This window comes from Haloplanus sp. GCM10025708 (assembly GCF_042663985.1).
Lineage (GTDB): Archaea > Halobacteriota > Halobacteria > Halobacteriales > Haloferacaceae > Salinirarus > Salinirarus marinus.
Genome location: NZ_JBHSZA010000011.1, coordinates 971,305 through 988,412, shown reverse-complemented (window position 1 = coordinate 988,412; position 17,108 = coordinate 971,305). Strand labels below are relative to the sequence as shown.

Genomic DNA, 17,108 nt, shown 5'->3' with positions numbered 1-17,108 from the left:
GCGAGTTCGACGGTGTCTGCGAACTCGCCGAACGATCCGAGCCCAAAGGTTGAATACCGTCTTCACTGTTAGCGGGAATATGAGTAGCCCTGTTAGCAGCGGAATCAACTTCTCACGTTCCGCCATCAAATTCACGGACAAATGGGTTGGACGCGACCTCCTCAACCATTCGACGCGGTTTTCGGCCGTCCTCGGCGGGGCACTCGCTCGTAAACGGGCGAAGTTCTTCGCGGACGAAACGTTCTCGGGGACGAGCGAATACGCGCGCGAGCTGAAAACGAACGGAATCACCGAATTCGGCCAGCCGTTCGACGGGGATACGATCGATACGATCGCGGACAAGTTTGACGATCTCATCGAGGCCGGTGAATACACCTACACCCGTGGAACGGAGACGGAAGATTACAATTACGGTATCGACAGCACGGAGTTCGACTTTGCCGAACGACTCCCGGAGGTTGCACGGGTCGTCGATAGCCCCGTGTCCGATGTCCTCAAGCAGTACTATGGGACGTGGTTCAAACCAGTGAGGGTCAATATGTGGCGGAATCGCCACGTACCCCCGGAAGTCGTCGAGTCGTCGGAAGTGTTCTCGAACTACTGGCACGCCGACCCACACACGACCGACCACGTGAAACTGTTCGTCTACCTGACCGACGTTACAGAGGACCACGGCCCGTTCCACGCGATAACCACGGACGAGTCGAAGCGCGTCACGCGCTCGTACCGACGCGACCGAGACGGGATTCCAAACGGCTACGTCGAGGAGACGGTCGACGACGTTATCAAGTTCACCGGACCGAAAGGAAGTACCGCTCTGTGTAATACCCAGACGAACTTGCATCGCGCCGGTATTCCGGCTGAGGGGAACCACCGCGATCTCCTGCAGATGGTCTTCGCTCCAACCTCCGAACCGCTCTCGGACGGCTGGATCGACCGTCGAGAGAGCTACGCCTTCGACGGGAGCGACCATAACGGATTCAGACGCCTACTGCGATACTGATGGTAGGACATCGGAAATGGGTCAATTCGGGAGCAATCCGTGGTCGACGGAGCCAAATAACCCGCGATAGTATGCGAAGAAGACGAGTATGGCAGATTCCACCAAATCGCAGAACGATATGATCCATCTCTTCGATAGAATTAGAGTATTGACTCGGGCTCTCGGAATCGACCCCATGCTAATCCGCGCTCACGACGAAATCCGATACCGGACGCTCGATTCGTATACGGCTTCCTACCGTGGTATCGAAGCCGAATTCGTCGTCGAGAATTTGACGCAGTATCGACGAGCCCGTTCCATCAAAGAGCCACTGATGGAGACACTGTTCGACGAAATCCAGCCCAGCGACGTCGTCTGGGATGTCGGAGCGAACGTCGGTGGAATATCCACGTTCGTCGGTCAGTTGCTCGATGACGGTCGTCTCGTCGCGTTCGATCCTCTCCCAGCGAACGCCAACGCCCTCAGAGAGAATTTGGCTCGAAACGGCATCGATAGCCGCGTATTCGAGTACGCGTTGGGCGACGAAACCGGAGAGACCGAATTCGTCGTCTCGAAGACGCCCGCACCCGGCGATTCGCACGCCGTCGTTCCGAATCGACGTACGTCCGGATTCTGGCGCGACCGGACAGAAACGATTCCAGTGAACGTAATTCGAGGGGACGAGCTCATCGAGAAATACGACCTCGACGTTCCGAATCTGATAAAATTCGATATCGAGGGAGCGGAGTTGAACGCCATCCGCGGGCTGCGGGAGACGCTCTCCGACGATTCCTGTCGGACAGTAGTCTGTGAGGTCCACGCCTACCTGCTCGAGGATTACGGCGGGACTGCGGCGGAACTCGAAGACGAACTCGAACGGGCGGGATTCGAATTGGAACGCTTCGACGAACGGACTCAAATCGAGGATGGCGAACGTCTCCGTCTGTACCGACTCCTCGCGAAGAAGTGAGTACCGACTACCGTCGAGACGACGGAGTTCCGTGTCACGAAGGGTTCGGGCCGTAAGCGTACCGTTCGCGCCAGTCTATTTCACAACACTTTATCCGCCAGTGGCCCTCGGCTCGAGGGATGGCCGACGACTCCGGGTCGCTGTTCCGCGTTGTAGCCAAGGAAGGGACCTTCGTCTTCGTCGGCCGGATGTTCGAATTGGGTATCTCGTTCGTCGGCGCGGCAGTACTCGCGAACATCTTCGAGTCCGGGGAATACGGTGCGTTGATGCTCGGATTCTCTATCGTCGGAATGGTCTCTCAGTTCGTCGTCCTCGGGCTTGACTCCGCTATCGGTCGATACCTCCCACGATACGAGGACGCTGGGCGTCGGCGTAGCGTCCTCATCACGGCCTATCGTGTCGCGGTGCCGATCGCCGTACTAGTCGGTATGGCGACGGCGTTCGGAGCAGACTGGCTCGCTACCGCAGTCTTCCAGTCACCAGAAATTGCACCAATTCTCCGTATCTTCGGTCTCGCCATCCCGTTTGCGGCAGTTGTCCACCTGTCGATTGGAGCGATGCAGGGTACGAAGCAAGCGCTCCATAAGTCAATCGTCGAGAGCGTAACGCTACCCGGAACACGAGTGACGCTGGCACTCGTAGCGGTCGCCTTCGGCGGCGGCGTCGTCGGGGCGACGTACGGTTACGCGCTCTCGTTCGTCATCGCAGGCGCAGTGGGCACGTACTACGTCGTCAAGAACACGTCGCTGATCGCCGACGCCGACGTGAAGCCGATGTACACCGAACTTCTGCGTTTTTCAATTCCGTTAGTTCTGACCGCGATTATGGCACGGATTCTCGCAGATGTCGATACTATCATCCTCGGAATCGAGAGAACGCCGAGTGATGTCGGTATCTATCGGGTCGCGTACCCGATTGCCCAACTGCTCCAAATTGGCCTCTCGTCGGCGACGTTCATTCTCATCCCTGTCTTTTCCGAACTCGACAGTGATGAACAGGGCGAACGGATGAGGCGCGTCTATCAGGTCGTAACCAAGTGGATAGTCATCGGGACGCTCCCCCTGTTTATCGTGGTATTTCTATTCCCGGAACGGGTCATCAGCCTCACGTTCGGAGCGAAGTACGTCGCTGGTGCGACGGCCCTCTCCGTGCTGGCAGTGGGCTTCTTCCTCGACGGATTCATCGGGCCGAATAGCGTCGTCCTGACGGCCATCGGTAGAACGCGCGAAGTTGCGTACGACCACGTCGCAGGGGCTCTCCTGAACGTCGTTCTGAACCTCTGGCTCATTCCACAGTACGGCGTCCTTGGTGCAGCGGTTGCGACCACGATCTCGTATACCGTGATGAACGGACTCTACACGGTCCAAATGTACCGCAACTGGAATTCAGCCAATAACTGGTGCCCTGATGCGGCCGTTCGTCGCCGCCGCCGTAGCGATGGCTATCATCTACACTCTCGTCACCGAATTCCTTCCGACGAACGTTCTCGTCCTCGGTACGATGATGGCTGCCTATCTGATACTCTACTTCGTCATCGTCGTTCGATTCGGGGCCATCGAACAGGAGGAAGTCCGACTGGTACAGGACTTTGAGGACGCGTACGGCATCGACCTTGGGTGGATAAAATCGCTCACGAAGCGCCTCATGCGATGAAATCGCCACGTACATATGCTCTGTCCGAATTCGTGTTCGGCGTGAATCCCGGATACTCAATCCGACATTCCTAATTCAATCGCCACTAAATCGTTGCGTCAAGGAATGTTCGACGACAAGAACGTGCTGATTACGGGCGGTGCCGGTTCCGTCGGTCGCGTGTTGACGCGTCATCTCCTCGACCACGACCCGAACGTGATTCGCCTCTTCGACAACAGCGAACCGGCGCTCGCCGATCTCCGCGTCGAGTTCGACGACGACCGGTGTCGCTTCCTCGCGGGCGACGTCCGCGACAAGGACCGGCTCGCTCGGGCGATGCAAGACGTCGACATCGTCCTGCACACGGCGGCGATGAAACACGTCGACATCTCGGAGTACAACCCCTTCGAGGCGGTCAAGACCAACGTGATGGGCCTCCAGAACGTCATCGACACGGCCATCGACGCCGAAGTCGAGCGCGTGGTGTTCACCAGTAGCGACAAAGCCGTCGACCCCGCGAACACGATGGGGACGACGAAGCTCCTCGGGGAGAAGCTCATCACGGCCGGAAACAAGTATCGCGGCGACGTCGACCTGTCCCTCGCGTCCGTCCGCTTCGGCAACGTTCTCAACTCGTCGCAGTCCGTTATCCCCCTCTTTCACAAGCAGATTCGGGACGGCGGCCCGGTCAAGTTGACCGACCGGCGCATGACGAGGTTCTTCCTGTCGTTCGACGCCCTCGCGGAGCTGGTGTTGAGTGCCGTCGAGTTCACGCGAGGCGGCGAGGTGTTCGTTCGAAAGATGCCGGCGATCCGCATCGAGGACCTCGCCACGGCGATGATCGAGTGGCTCGCACCGATTTACGGCCACGATCCGGACGACGTCGAGATCGAGATCATCGGCAAGCGTCTGGGTGAAACCCTCGACGAGGAACTGATGACCGAGCGCGAGGCACAGCGGGCCTACGAGAGCGACGACTACTACGCGATTCCGCCGGAGACGAGCGAGCGCGACGGCTACCTCCACTACGAGGGCCTCGACCGATTCGACTCCGCCGACGACATCGTTCGGTCGTCCGGAGACGCCGAGACGCTGTCGAAAGACGAAATCGTAGCGATTCTTAAGCGGGAGATGGAAGTCCCTTCCAATGAGTGAACGTACCGTCGTCGTCACCGGTGCCGCGGGGTTCATCGGGCGCTGGGTCGTCGCGGAACTGCTCGACAGAGGGGTAACCGTCCGCGGTCTCGACGACTTCTCGAACGGCAGTCGCGAGAACGTCGCCGCCTTCGAGGACGACGACCGATTCTCGCTCGCCGAGGGCGACGTCTGTGACCCCGAAGCCGTCGCCGCCGTGTTCGACGACGACGTGGACGCCTGCATCCACCTCGCGGCCGAAATCGACGTCCAGGAGAGCCTCGACGCGCCGATGGACCACTTCGAGGCGAACGTCGTCGGCACCCAGAACGTCCTCGAAGCGTGCCGGAAACGGGGGACGCGTCTCGGCCTCGTCGGCACCTGCATGGTGTACGACATGCTCGACGCCGGTGAGGGCATCGACGAAGACCACCCGTCAAGCCCGCGTCGCCGTACGCCGGATCGAAACTCGCCGGCGAGAACATGGCCGAGTCGTACTATCACGGCTACGACCTACCCGTGACCATCCTCCGACCGTTCAACACCTACGGCCCGTACCAGAAGACGGGGATGGCCGGCGGCGTCGTCTCGATTTTCGTCGACCGGGATCTGAACGACGAGACGCTGAAGATATTCGGCGACGGGACACAGACCCGAGACCTCCTCTACGCGACCGACTGCGCCCGATTCATCGTCGACGGGACGTTCAGCGACGACGCCGTGGGCGAAGTCGTCAACGCCGGCACTGGCGAGGATATCTCCATCAACGACCTCGCCGACCTCGTCGCCACCGACGGCACCGACGTCGAACACGTCGAACACCACCACCCACAGAGCGAAGTCCAGCGACTCCGCTGTGATCCGAGTAAGGCCGAGGAACTGCTGGGATGGACGCCAGAGGTGTCGCTGGAAGAGGGCGTCGACCGGCTGCGGGCGTGGATGCGGGAACGCCAGCGATGACCGACCGGCCGGCGAAATACGGCGGCGATCCGATTCGCGAGGAAGTTCTCGGCTACGGGAGCCAGAGCATCACCGACGCTGAAAAGGAAGCGGTCGTCGAGGCGCTCGCCGGCGACTACATCACGCGAGGGCCGACCGTCGAACGGTTCGAGGAACGCGTCGCCGAGTTCGTCGGCGTCGACCACGCCGTCGCCGTCACGTCCGGGACGGCCGCCCTTCACCTCGCCGGTCTCGCGGCCGGATTCGGCCCCGGCGACGAAGTCGTCACGACGCCGTTGACGTTCGTCTCGACGGCTCACACCGCGACGTACGCCGGCGCGACTCCCGTTTTCGCCGACGTGAATCCGGAGACGCGGACGCTCGACCCCGACGCCGTCAGAGAGCGAATCACCCCCGAGACGGCCGGCATCGTCCCGATGCATTACGCGGGCTATCCCGCCGACATCGAGGCGTTTCTCGATATCGCCGACGAACACGACCTGACGCTGATCTGGGACGCCTGTCACGCCCTCGGCGGACGCTGGCAAGGTGAGCCACTCGGCGCGCAACCCGACCTGAGCGTCTTCAGTTTCCACCCCGTCAAGAACATCACCACTGCCGAGGGCGGGATGGTCGTCACTGACGACGCCGAACTCGCCGAACGCGTCCGCGACCTGCGGACGTTCGACATGCAGTACGACGTCCCCGGCCACGAGGACGAACCGTGGTACCAGGTCGTCGACGGCGTCGGCTACAACTACAACCTCACCGACATGCAGGCCGCGCTCGGCCTCGCGCAACTCGACCGACTCGACGAGTTCAAACGCCGCCGCGACGAGATTATCGCCCGCTACGACGAGGCGTTCGCGGAGATTCCGGGGCTTCGGACGCCGCCTACGTGTGAGGACGGCGACCCGATGTACCACCTCTACGCCGTCGAAATCCGGGACGGGTTCGGTTGTAGTCGTCGGGAGTTCGTGAACGCGATGCACGCGGAGAACGTCGGCGTGCAGGTCCACTACGTTCCGTTGCACTACCACCCGTTCTTCCAGCGGGAGTACGGCTACGAGCGTGGGATGTATCCCGAGACTGAGCGGGTTTACGAAGGATTGGTAAGTCTCCCGCTGTTCCCCGAGATGTCCACGGCGGACGTGGAGGGCGTGATTCGGGCGGTGCGGCAGATTCATAGCTACTTCCGCTCGTAACGACATCGGAACTCGACGCACTGTTCGCGACGGAGAGCCTCTTGTTGAGCAGTCGGTGGTACCGAAACTGTTTATCGACGTCATCCCGAAACGCCCGCCAATGGACGAGAAGGTGGTCGTGGTAATTCAGGCACGAATGGGGTCGACTCGGCTTCCCGGAAAAGTGATGCTACCATTGGCCGGTGACCACGTACTCACACACGACATCCGCCGGGCGAGTGCAGCCGAAACGGTGGACGAAGTTGTCGTTGCGACGTCCACAAAAAAGCGGACGACATCGTCGCCCGCTACGGTGATCGCGCTGGGGCGACCGTCTCGCGTGGCAGCGAGACGAACGTTCTCGATCGAATGTTCGAAGGGGCGACGGCAGCCGATGCGGACGTAGTTGTTCGCATCACCGCCGACTGTCCGCTCCTCGACCCCGAAACCGTTGATACTGTGGTGCGATGTCTGGTTGATGCTGATGCCGACTACGCCTCGAACACTCTCGACCGGACTTTTCCCCGCGGGCTCGATGTGGAAGCGTTCACTTACGCGGGTTTCGAACGCGTCCACGAAAGAGCGACGACGTCCGCACAACTCGAACACGTCACCCCGTACTACCACCAACATGACGACCAGTTCGACCTTGTGAACGTGTCGTCGAGTGACGTCTTTGGCGAGCCGTGGCTGCAAAACCGGACCAGCCTTCGACTGACGCTTGATGAAGCTGACGACTACGAACTGCTCAGAACAATTTACGAAAATCTCCCGTTTGACGGCGTCTTACCCATCCGCGAAGCGATTCGGTACGTCGACGAAGCGGGACTGGACGAGTTGAACGCAGACGTCGAACAGAAATCCGTCGGATAAGTGTTCGACGAATGGATGCCAGTGAGAGGGTTTTTCTTTGGCATCCACCCAGATTCAGCCATGGACGCGTTCCAAATCGGTGACCGATCTATCGGTCCCGACGAGCCGACGTTCGTTATCGCGGAGGCCGGGTCAAACCACAACGGCGACCTGGAGACGGCGAAGGAGCTCATCGACGTCGCAGTAGCGGCCGGAGCCGACGCGGTGAAGTTCCAGACGTTCAGGGCGACGGATATGTACGTCGAGGACAGTGGAAGCGTCGAATATCTTGACGACGGAACGATTTACGACCTCCTCGAATCTCTGGAGATGCCCTACGAGTGGATTCCAAAACTCCACGAATACTGTCGCAATCAAGAAATCTACTTCATGTCAACACCGTTTGACGAACGTTCGGCGGACGAACTAGCTGAATACGTCCCTGCGTGGAAAGTGGCATCGTACACCAGCAGCCACCATCCGTTCCTTCGATATCTAGCGGAGACGGACAAGCCGATCCTCATGTCGACCGGGGCACACGAACTCAATGAAATTGCAGAGTCGGTTGATGTTCTCGACAACGAGGACGTCACAGACCTCGTACTGTTACAGTGCGTTGCCGCGTATCCAGCCCCGCTTGAGGATATCAATGTACGGGTCATCGAGACACTTCGCGAGGAATTCGGCGTTCTGACGGGGCTTTCTGACCACACGCTTGACCCGGTTACTGCTCCCACAGCGGCTGTGTCGCTGGGAGCGAGTGTCGTCGAGAAGCATTTTACACTCGACAAGTCTATGGAGGGCCCAGACCACCAATTTGCTCTCGAACCGGATCAACTCGATGATATGGTAACGGCTATCCGCAACACTGAGACGGCCCTCGGTACCGCCGACAAATACGTCTTGAACGTCGAAGAGAAGTTACACGATCTCGCCCGTCGACGCGTTCACGCAACAACTGATATCGAAGCAGGCGACACACTTACTGAGGACAACGTCGGTGTACTCCGATCTGGTCGGCAGACAAATGGTCTACACCCGAAGTTCTACGACGAACTGCTGGGGAAAGTCGCAGAACGGCAAATTCCAAAAGATTCCGGGATTACTTGGGACGACGTGGAGAATTAAACTAGTCACAGATACTGGGTGAGCGGACCGTCAGATTTTATCCCTCGTCTTCGGTAGATATCGTATGACCGTACTGTGTATCGTCGCACATCCCGATGACGAGGTTCTCGGAGTCGGTGGAACCCTCGCCCGTCACGCCGAAGAGGGAGAGGACGTTCACATCTGTATTCTCTCTGACGGTGTTACGTCTCGATACGACGACACGAATGCTGCGACGGAGGAAATCGAGGATCGTCGGGGAAACGCTCGTCAAGCATGCGACGCTCTCGGTGCCACCGTGAACTTCTATGGCTTCCCCGACAATAGGTTCGACACTGTTCCATTACTCGACATCGTCCAGACTATCGAAAAAGAAATCAAGAGATGCGACCCAGACATCGTGTACACTCATCACTACGGCGATCTAAACGTCGACCATGAATTAGCGTGTCAAGCGACGGTCACCGCAACTCGACCACTTCAAAGTTCGAATATCGAACAGGTGCTTGCATTCGAGACATTGTCGGCCAGTGAGTGGTCGACTCCTGCGTCAGACAACGCATTTCAACCGACGATGTTCGTGGACGTGAGCAATCATCTCGACCGGAAAATAGCGGCCCTCACCAAGTACGAGAACGAACTACGAGCGTCGCCCCACCCACGTACGACCGAGACGGTTCGCGACAATGCAGCAGTCTGGGGGCAAAGAGCGGCGTCGACGCCGCAGAACCATTCGAATTGCTTCGTTCCATTCGACGTTACTCGTGAACGAATACTTTGAGATACCGCGTATCCGTTTGGGTGTTATCGACAGCGTAGGTCACTTCAATCATGTACGTTCCAGGCGTCGATCCGACATATGTAACTGTCTCTTCGTAGGTGTCGTCCAATGTTACCGCCTCTTCAAGTAGAGTTTTGTTATCAAATGTCACTGATACCTCGAGATCACGGCGCTCACTGACGTGACATAACAGGGTCATCCCGCCAACCTCTCCCACTTCGAGATTGGTATCGAACGACAACCCTCCGTCGGGCCCTCGGATTCCTGTATATGTCCAGTCCGGTGGCGCGTGATGACGCCCAAACCGACTACCCACAGTGAGTCCACTTTCGACGGCATACACGTCCGCCCACTGGGCCGGGGCGCGGTCTAGTTGGAGCCGTTCGATTCGGAACACACCGTCACCGGAGACAACGTCGATTCCACCCTTATCGGTGATAGAAAGAACTTCACCAGACCGACCGTCGGCGTTGTCGACGCGCACACACTCCCCTTCCCAGATTCGGAGTCGGTCACCATCATAGAACGTATACGCACCTGGGTAAGGTTGTGTCTGGGCTCGAACCCAATCGAACTGTGCGCTGGGAGATCGTGTCCAGTCGATGAGGCCATCCTGTGGTTGGCGACGGGGGCGATATGTCGCCGCTGACATGTCTTGAGGGGTTGCATCCACACTGTCCAGTTCGAGTGAGGGGCGGACTTCGTCAAGGATATCTCGGGCAGCAACCGCGAGTGTATCGAAAATCGTCCCGACATCATCTCGCGATTCGACCGGGATGGAACGCTGGGCGACGACTGCTCCCGCGTCAACTTTCGGCGTGTAGTGGAAAAACGAAAGCCAAATATCAGACGCACCATGGATGAGACTCCAGTTGACTGGTGCACCACCACGGCCTTCCGGCAATCGACTTGAGTGGAAGCCAAAAATCCTCTTTCCGGGAGTTCGAGTACGTATTCGTCAATTATCTGCCCCCATCCAGCACAGAGACACACATCAGGGTCAAGCGCGGCTATTCGACTCACGGTCTCCTCATCGTTGATATCCGTCGTCTTGATCAGTTCACAGTCCACACCTGAAATGAGATCGTGAACCGAGGTGTAATTCGCCTGTTGTCGGGCCATCTCGTCCGCGGGCATCACCGTTCCGACGACGTTCCAGCCAGTGTCAAGACAGAACGAGAGCACGTGTCGCGCGAAAGCGCGATTCCCGATGATGATGGTTCGCATATGTTGACGGGGGGAGGAGTGGTTATAAAAATGATTGCTCGGAAGTCGAAATAACGACGTCACAAACGTTTTTACTGCCGGTTGCGGGGACTATATTCTGTCCGTTTTCCCGGTATCGCCGTCGCTGGACCGGGTTATCAAGTAAATCGAACACTGCCGCTCGAATGTCGGCGACGGAGGTGTCAAATGGGAGAACCGTCGCGAGGTTCTTGTCGTTGAGTACGCTCGCAATATGACGCTGGTTCGCTGCCTGAACGACGGCGACCGCCGGTGTTCCGAGAGCGAGTAATTCGTAAACCGTGCTTCCGCACGCGGTTATTGCCAAGTCGGCATCGAACATCAATTCAGCAAATTCGGCGGGGTTTCGACGACAGAACAGCAGATTTCGACATCGGAAGCCATCCGTCGAATCTCATTGCCGTTCGAGAACCCTGGTCCAATGACGACAGTCAGGTTCGCCTCCAGTCCGTCAAGCGCACACATCGCCGTCGGTGTCATCCCGCGAATATCGCTTCCGCCCATTGTAATGAGCACCTCCGAAACCGTCTCGCGCCACGGTGGCGTCTCCTTGGCGAGGCGTGCCACCTCGTCCCGTAAGAGGAGGTATTCTGGTCCGAGATGCCACACTGGTTCAGGTTCGACGTAGTCGTACGTGAGTTCGTTTGCGTACAGATTCCCGTTCACGAACGCGTCAGCACAGATCGTATGTCGGGCGTCGTCCTGTGCTACGACGAGCGGGATCTGCTCCCGGACCGCACACTGGTAGTTCGTGTCGACGGGATAGGCGTCGGTGTAGGCCACGTCGGGGTTCGTCCGGCGTATCCAGTCGACGAATGGGCTCGGATCGTCCCGTACAGGGAGTGTCACCGTTTCGATGGGGACAGAGCAGACATCCCTGACTGCGGACGGCGTCGTCGTCGCGTAGGTTACGGTGTGTCCGCGAGAGTGTGCTTCCCTCGCGAGCGCGGTCGTCCGCACGAGGTGACCGTACCCGATATCCGACCCTCCATCTGCTCGTATCGTCAGGTGCACGAACGTCAGTTCGTTCGAGGTAGATATAATCCGACTGGTTCGGCCTTTTCCGATGAACAGGAAGGTGAACCACATGGCTGACGAATCTAAATTCTATCTATTGTTTTGGAATGAATCGCGGATACACTATCTTGGAACCCACCACGACACTTATTTGGGATGGAATTGGCATAATTGGATATGGCGTATGAGCCTATCCAAAAGTCGGAGGTAAGTTACGACTCGGAGTTTCTCGCCCAATACGTCTCCGGCGAACATTGTGGGAAAAATCGGCTCGTTACAAATATCAACTCTCTTGACCGGGCGGACGAGGGAGATTTGACGTTCTGCGCGTACGACGACGTGGAATATCTTTCTAATTCTTCTGCGTCTGTGATCATTACTGACCCCGACAAACCGGACGTAGCCGATAAAACGCTGATCAAAGTCGAAAATCCAAAAATCACGTTCTGGAAACTCGTCGACGAACTCTTTATCGCAGAGGTGACTGAGAGCATCGTACATTCGACTGCCGTCGTGGAAGACGGTGCTACGGTCGGCAACGGATGCATTATCGGTCCTCACACCTTCATCGGCGACAATGTAACGGTCGGAGACCGTTGTCGGATACAGGCCGGTACCTCAATCGGTGGTGAAGGATTCGGCTACGTTCGGGACGAGCCCGGACCGTATTACAAACAAATACACAAAGGCGGAGTCGTCATCGAAGACGACGTCGAAATCGGTTCAAACTGCTCGATAGACCGGTCCTTCTTCGGCGACACCATTATCGGGGCCGGAACGAAGTTGGATAATCTCGTTCATATTGCACACCGGGTCACTGTTGGCGAACATTGTTGGTTAGCCTACGGCGTCGGCATTTCGGGTGCGGTGGACGTCGGCTCCAACGTCAGGATCCATCCTAACGCCGCCGTCTCGATGCGTACGTCTATCGGCGATCGGGCGGTGGTCGCGATGAATTCGGGCGTCCTCGACGACGTCGAACCGGACACGACTGTCGTGGGGACGCCGGCTCAACCCGTCGATTAACGAGACCCATCTCCACTTTGGCATCCGATGGGACCGCCGGAGAGAGCCACCGTCTCCCGGCGTCGTACGGTCACGCAACGCAGAACCAGCGTGAATATCGCCCAACCCCCTTGTCGCCTTTCAGGCACGCTGATCAGCAGGATCAGTACCCCGTCGACTCCGTAATACGACAAGGGTTTTGTAGAGTCGCCCGTTGCTCCCGAGTATGAAGGCAGTCATCCCCGCGGCGGGCCAGGGGACGCGTCTCTACCCCCAGACCCACACGAAGCCGAAACCGATGGTTCGGGTCGCGGGTAAGCCGATTCTCGGGCACATTCTCGACGGGCTCGTGGAGAGTCCAATCGACGAAGCCGTCGTAGTCGTTGGCGTGATGAAAGACCACGTCATCGACTACGCACGGGAGAACTACGGCGACCGCCTCGATCTCTCGTTCGCCGAGCAGAATCAGACCGAAGGGCTCGGTCACTGTATCTACCAGACTCGCGATCTCGTGAGCGACGATCCCATCTGCATCGTCCTCGGTGACATGCTCTTCGACGGCGACTACGGCGACTTCCTCGTCGAACACGAACGCCTTGGCGACGTCGACGGGAGCATCGGCGTCAAGGTCGTCGAAGAGCCGTCGAACTACGGCGTCGTCACCGTCGAGGGCAACCGCATCGTCGAACTCGTCGAGAAACCGGAGCAGCCCGCTTCAAACCTCGCTATCAGCGGCATCTACTTCATCGAGGACACGAGCGGGCTGTTCGACGCACTCACCTATCTCATCGAGAACGACGTCCGGGGTGCGGGCGACGAGTACCAGCTGACCGACGCCCTCCAGCGCATGATCGAACAGGGGGCCGAATTCGGGATGTTCGAGGTAGAAGACTGGTACGACTGTGGCCGGCCGTCGACGCTATTGGAGGCCAACCGCGTCCTCCTCGAACGCACGGCGGAGCCGACCGAGACACCAACGGATACGAGCGTCGTCATCCCTCCGGTCGATATCGGTGAGGACGTCGAAATCCTCCGGAGCGTCGTGGGGCCCTACGTCAGTATCGACGACGGCGCTCGCATCGAAGACAGTCGCGTCGAGAACGGCATCATCGGCGGTGATTCGGATCTCAGTGCGGTCAACCTGTCGGAGACCATCGTCGGGAACAACTCTTCTGTCGTCGGGACGCCGACCCACCTGAACGTGGGTGATTCCAGTGAGGTTCACCTGTGACGACAGTCGTCACCGGCGGTGCGGGATTTATCGGTTCGCATCTCTGTGAGGCGCTTCTCGACGAGGGCCGGTCCGTGGTCTGTCTGGACAACCTCGGGAGCGGTCGGCACGAGAACGTCACTCAGTTCGAGGATCGGACGGAGTTCACGTTCCTTCGGGGGGACGTTCGCAACGACGTGATACCCCAACTCGAACGGGTCGGCGTGTCGCCGCCGGACGTCCGTCGGATCTACCACCTCGCCTCCCGTGCTTCGCCCGTCGATTTCGACGATTACCCGATGGAGATTCTGGAGACCAACGGGTTCGGAACACGAAACGTGCTCGAATTCGCCGCGGACGTCGGTGCTGCGTCGTCTACGCGAGTACGAGCGAGGTGTACGGAAACCCCGACGTACATCCTCAACCCCTCGATTACAACGGTAACGTAAACTTCCGCGGGGAACGGGCGTGCTACGACGAATCCAAGCGGTTCGGCGAGACGCTCTGTTCGCTCTACGAGGGAAAACGCGATGTCGACGTCCGAACCGTCCGCATCTTCAACACGTACGGGCCGCGGATGCGACCCGACGACGGCCGTGTCGTGCCGACGTTCGTCCGACAGGCGCTCGACGGTGCCGATCTGACCGTCTACGGCGACGGCACGCAGACGCGGAGTTTCATGTACATCGACGACTTGATTCGGGGCCTTCGTCGAATGATGGACCGATCGGGACTGGCCGGCGAAGTCGTGAATCTGGGTCACACGAACGAGATAACGATCAATCGACTGGCCGAGGTCGTCGCCGACCTGGTCGACCGGAACATCGACGTCGTCCACGAAGCGCTTCCGGAAGACGACCCACAACGCAGACAACCGGACCTCTCACACACCCGCGAACTACTCGATTGGAACCCGACGACGTCGCTCGAAACTGGACTCGACCGGACGATCGCGCACTTCCACGAGGCGGAGGTCGATGCGTAGTCCGGACGTCTCCGTCGCCGACGTCGTCGGGAAGTTACAGGACCTGCGAACCGGCTTCGACGCGTGGCGCGGGAAGCAGGTGCCCGGCGAGAACGTCTTCGACTTCCGTGGCCCCGAGACGGTCATCCAGTTCCACGGGCAAGGCCTCGGTGATATGATGATAATCCGCCAGTTCGGCCGCGCGTTCGCCGACTATCTGCGCGACGTGGGTGACCCCGAACTGGGGAAGGTCGTCGTCTCTTGTGGCGGTTACAAGGCGACGTTCAACCCGGAACCGGGCGACGTCAACTGCTACTGGTGGTGGTCGTTCGGCCCCAAGGACGACGAACCCGCCGAGTACCTCGATTTCTATCTCGACGAGGTTTCCGTGGAACCGGACGTCATCCTCTGCCTTTCGGAGCGGTGTAAGAAAGAGGCCTCTCAGCGCGGATTCGACACCGTTTATCTGCCCCTCGGCACGCAGGCGTTCGAGCCACTCGGCGTCGAGCGCTCGGGGCTTGGCTACGCGGGGAGTCGGTACCACAAAGACCGATCGAAATCCGAGCCGGTGCTCGGTCCCTACGGCGATCGCGACGATTTCGAATGGGTCTCGCATTTCGTCACGCCGACGCAGTTGAACCTCTGGTACAACACGAAGCTCGTCACGTTCGGCCTCACGAAAGAGGGGCAGCGACGGTGGGGGATGGTAAACAACCGCGTCTTCGAGACGTTAGCTTCGGGCACGCCGTTCATCCTCGAATCGCATCCGACGGTCGAGGACGTCTTGGGCTTCGAGTTCCCCTACCAGACCTCGTCGCGCGAGGAGACGCTCGAACTCACCACGGACGTTCTGGAGAATCCCGACCAGCACCTCGAACGGTTCCGGTCGTACGCCGAGACGGTCCGGGAAGAACACAGCTACGACGAGCGGGTTCGGACGCTCGTCTCGCACCTATAATCCGGCCTCACAGTCCTCGTGCCAGGAGAGGTAGCGAGACACCCCCTCCGAGAGGGATATTCGAGGCTCCCAGTCGAGCTCGTGTTTCGCGCGGTGTACGTCTGAGACGTAGACTTTCTGGTCGCCTTCACGCCACTCGTCGAACGTGATATCCGTCCGCTTGCCCGTCTGGTCTTCGAGCAGGTCGAGGAGTTCGAGCAGGCTCGTCGTGCGGTCGACACCACCACCGACGTTGTAGACGGTCGACTTTCCTTCCGGGTCCGAGAGGAACGCGTCGTACGCCCGGACGAGGTCTTCCACGTAGAGGACGTCACGAACCTGCTTGCCGTCCCCGAAGATGGTCAAGCCCTCGTCTCGAAGCGTGCTCAGGATGAAATGTGCCACCCAGCCTTGGTCTTCGTTCCCGAACTGTCGGGGACCGTAGATACAGCTCATCCGGAAGGCGGCGGCGTCGATTTCGTTCCGTTCGGCGTAGTCCTGGACGTAGAGATCGGCAGCGAGTTTCGAGACGCCATACGGGGTGTGTTCACACTGATCGATAGAGAGCGATTCGGGGACGCCGGCCTCGAAGTCGGGGTCGTCGTACCAGTACCGATCGCCCTCGTCGCGGATGGGGATCTCGTTGACGTTGTCGCCGTACACCTTGTTCGTCGACGCGAAGACGACGGCCGGATCGGAATCGGCCTTCCGTGCGCCTTCGAGGACGTTGAACGTGCCCTCGGCGTTCACCTCGAAGTCGGTCCGGGGATCGGACAGCGACGCCGTGACGGCGACCTGCCCGGCCGTGTGGACGACACCGTCGTGACCGGCGACGACGTCCTCTACGAACGCCGCGTCACGAACGTCTCCTTCGACGAGGTCGACGTCGGGATATTCGGACTGCAGATAGTTCCAGTTGTACGCTCCGGTTGCGCGGGCTTCGTCCGCTGTATCGAGCGTGTCTGCCCTGCTGAGGTTGTCGACGACGGTCACATCGGTGCCGCGTTCGGCGTAGAACTCGGCTACGTGGCTTCCCACGAACCCGGCCCCACCGGTTACGAGGATTCGGTCAGGCATCGTTGCTCTCTCTCGTCACCGATTACTTAGTTACCGCCCTTCGCTGGTATTCAAAAGGTTTTCGAGGGTGCT

14 protein-coding genes and 3 pseudogenes are annotated in these 17,108 nt (G+C 59.1%); 13 read left to right on the top strand and 4 right to left on the bottom strand.

What is annotated here, in order from left to right:
* The first annotated feature begins 79 nt into the window (after positions 1-79).
* The 9 genes and pseudogenes from ACFQJD_RS08490 (at position 80) to ACFQJD_RS08450 (ending at position 9,581) form a co-directional block, all read left to right on the top strand.
* Positions 80-1,003 carry a hypothetical protein gene (locus ACFQJD_RS08490; RefSeq protein WP_379797540.1) on the top strand — a complete coding sequence of 308 codons (924 nt, stop codon included), beginning with the start codon at positions 80-82 and terminating at the stop codon, positions 1,001-1,003.
* 313 nt (positions 1,004-1,316) lie between these two features.
* The gene (locus ACFQJD_RS08485; RefSeq protein ID WP_379797538.1) at positions 1,317-1,952 is read left to right on the top strand and encodes an FkbM family methyltransferase; all 636 of its coding nucleotides are present in this window, start codon (positions 1,317-1,319) and stop codon (positions 1,950-1,952) included.
* 119 nt (positions 1,953-2,071) lie between these two features.
* Positions 2,072-3,544: a flippase gene (locus tag ACFQJD_RS08480; RefSeq protein ID WP_379797536.1), complete on the top strand. Its 1,473-nt coding sequence runs from the start codon at positions 2,072-2,074 to the stop codon at positions 3,542-3,544.
* 166 nt (positions 3,545-3,710) lie between these two features.
* Positions 3,711-4,739, top strand: a complete 1,029-nt coding sequence (locus ACFQJD_RS08475) for an SDR family NAD(P)-dependent oxidoreductase (RefSeq protein ID WP_379797534.1) — start codon at positions 3,711-3,713, stop codon at positions 4,737-4,739.
* Positions 4,732-5,678 (top strand): annotated as a pseudogene (locus ACFQJD_RS08470) (dTDP-glucose 4,6-dehydratase). Before ACFQJD_RS08475 ends, ACFQJD_RS08470 begins: the two are co-directional and overlap by 8 nt.
* Entirely contained in the window at positions 5,675-6,862 is a 1,188-nt protein-coding gene (locus ACFQJD_RS08465; protein ID WP_379797532.1) for a DegT/DnrJ/EryC1/StrS family aminotransferase, read from the top strand. The pseudogene ACFQJD_RS08470 and the gene ACFQJD_RS08465 overlap by 4 nt, the downstream one beginning before the upstream one ends.
* Before the next feature lie 100 nt (positions 6,863-6,962).
* Positions 6,963-7,714: pseudogene (locus ACFQJD_RS08460) on the top strand (cytidylyltransferase domain-containing protein).
* Positions 7,715-8,821 (top strand): N-acetylneuraminate synthase family protein, encoded by a 1,107-nt coding sequence (locus tag ACFQJD_RS08455; protein ID WP_379797530.1) that lies wholly within the window; start codon positions 7,715-7,717, stop codon positions 8,819-8,821.
* A 64-nt stretch (positions 8,822-8,885) separates the two neighbouring features.
* A complete protein-coding gene (locus ACFQJD_RS08450) occupies positions 8,886-9,581 on the top strand; it encodes a PIG-L deacetylase family protein (RefSeq protein WP_379797528.1) in 696 nt (231 codons plus the stop codon).
* Here ACFQJD_RS08450 and ACFQJD_RS08445 read toward each other — a convergent pair.
* The 3 genes from ACFQJD_RS08445 to ACFQJD_RS08435 all read right to left on the bottom strand — a co-directional run bounded on the left by ACFQJD_RS08445 (position 9,559) and on the right by ACFQJD_RS08435 (position 11,675).
* Positions 9,559-10,536, bottom strand: coding sequence for a methionyl-tRNA formyltransferase (locus tag ACFQJD_RS08445; RefSeq protein WP_379800457.1), 978 nt, complete (start codon positions 10,534-10,536; stop codon positions 9,559-9,561). The two genes, ACFQJD_RS08450 and ACFQJD_RS08445, sit on opposite strands and share 23 nt — an antisense overlap.
* 294 nt (positions 10,537-10,830) lie before the next feature.
* Entirely contained in the window at positions 10,831-11,148 is a 318-nt protein-coding gene (locus ACFQJD_RS08440) for a hypothetical protein (RefSeq protein ID WP_379797526.1), read from the bottom strand.
* Positions 11,148-11,675 carry a hypothetical protein gene (locus ACFQJD_RS08435; protein WP_379797524.1) on the bottom strand — a complete coding sequence of 176 codons (528 nt, stop codon included), beginning with the start codon at positions 11,673-11,675 and terminating at the stop codon, positions 11,148-11,150. The genes ACFQJD_RS08440 and ACFQJD_RS08435 overlap by 1 nt, the downstream gene beginning before the upstream one ends.
* A gap of 345 nt (positions 11,676-12,020) precedes the next feature.
* Here ACFQJD_RS08435 and ACFQJD_RS08430 point away from each other — a divergent pair, with 345 nt between their 5' ends.
* From ACFQJD_RS08430 to ACFQJD_RS08415, 4 genes and pseudogenes are all read left to right on the top strand, one after another.
* Positions 12,021-12,869 (top strand): LpxD N-terminal domain-containing protein, encoded by an 849-nt coding sequence (locus tag ACFQJD_RS08430; RefSeq protein WP_379797522.1) that lies wholly within the window; start codon positions 12,021-12,023, stop codon positions 12,867-12,869.
* 205 nt (positions 12,870-13,074) lie between these two features.
* Positions 13,075-14,079: a sugar phosphate nucleotidyltransferase gene (locus tag ACFQJD_RS08425; RefSeq protein WP_379797520.1), complete on the top strand. Its 1,005-nt coding sequence runs from the start codon at positions 13,075-13,077 to the stop codon at positions 14,077-14,079.
* A pseudogene (locus ACFQJD_RS08420) lies at positions 14,076-15,043 on the top strand (NAD-dependent epimerase/dehydratase family protein). The gene ACFQJD_RS08425 and the pseudogene ACFQJD_RS08420 overlap by 4 nt, the downstream one beginning before the upstream one ends.
* Positions 15,036-15,980: a glycosyltransferase family protein gene (locus tag ACFQJD_RS08415; RefSeq protein ID WP_379797517.1), complete on the top strand. Its 945-nt coding sequence runs from the start codon at positions 15,036-15,038 to the stop codon at positions 15,978-15,980. The pseudogene ACFQJD_RS08420 and the gene ACFQJD_RS08415 overlap by 8 nt, the downstream one beginning before the upstream one ends.
* On the opposite strand, the gene ACFQJD_RS08410 is transcribed toward ACFQJD_RS08415, so the two are convergent.
* Positions 15,975-17,036 carry an NAD-dependent epimerase/dehydratase family protein gene (locus ACFQJD_RS08410; protein ID WP_379797512.1) on the bottom strand — a complete coding sequence of 354 codons (1,062 nt, stop codon included), beginning with the start codon at positions 17,034-17,036 and terminating at the stop codon, positions 15,975-15,977. The two genes, ACFQJD_RS08415 and ACFQJD_RS08410, sit on opposite strands and share 6 nt — an antisense overlap.
* Positions 17,037-17,108 lie beyond the last annotated feature (72 nt).